Raw genomic sequence first — 634 nt, forward strand, 5'->3', positions numbered from 1 at the left:
GCCGAGCGCTTGATCAAGAGATACCGATCACCGGCGTCGTCGCGGACGGTCTGCATAGTCGTGACCTGGCCCGAGCGGCGCTTATCAGTTGCGCTGGCGGACACGATCACTGGTGTTCGTCCGGACCGGCGCCCGCGGTATCGGCGTCCGCGTTTGCCGTCCCGCCAGATTCTGCATCTGTCTCCCCGTCAGCATCTGTATTTGCCGCCCCGTCAGCATCTGCGTCGGCCGCGCCCTCGTCGCTGTCTGCGACGTGCTCTTGGTACGTCCGATAGAGGTCGTACGTCCGGTAGAGTGCGAAGAGGCCGACGACGACGGCCCCGCCGCCCCAGGTCCACTGACTGCGGAACGCGATGAGCAACAAGCCGAGGCTGACGCCTGCGAGCGCGACGTTGGCGTAGATGACCGTGGCCCAGAAGAACTTCGCGAGGTCGCCGTCGACGTCGATGCCGGCGGCATCTTCGTCCCCCGACGTCTCGACCGATGGGACGGAGACGAGGTCGTTCTCGGGGTCTCCCCACCGGTCTTCGGGGTTGGGCTCGTCCGGTTCTTCGAGCCACTCGTCGAAATCCGTCGGCACGGTCGAGTCGAGGGGCGGACGCCGCAAAAACAGTTCGTTCCGCCGAAAGAGAGC

1 protein-coding gene is annotated in these 634 nt (G+C 65.8%); it reads right to left on the reverse strand.

Translation table 11 applies throughout. The features are described from left to right. Positions 1 to 106: 106 nt before the first annotated feature. A partial coding sequence (locus tag DEQ92_RS21300) for a hypothetical protein (protein ID WP_233516934.1) occupies positions 107 to 634 on the reverse strand: 528 nt, incomplete at its 5' end.

The organism is Haloferax sp. Atlit-6N (assembly GCF_003383195.1).
GTDB classification, from domain to species: Archaea; Halobacteriota; Halobacteria; order Halobacteriales; family Haloferacaceae; genus Haloferax; species Haloferax gibbonsii.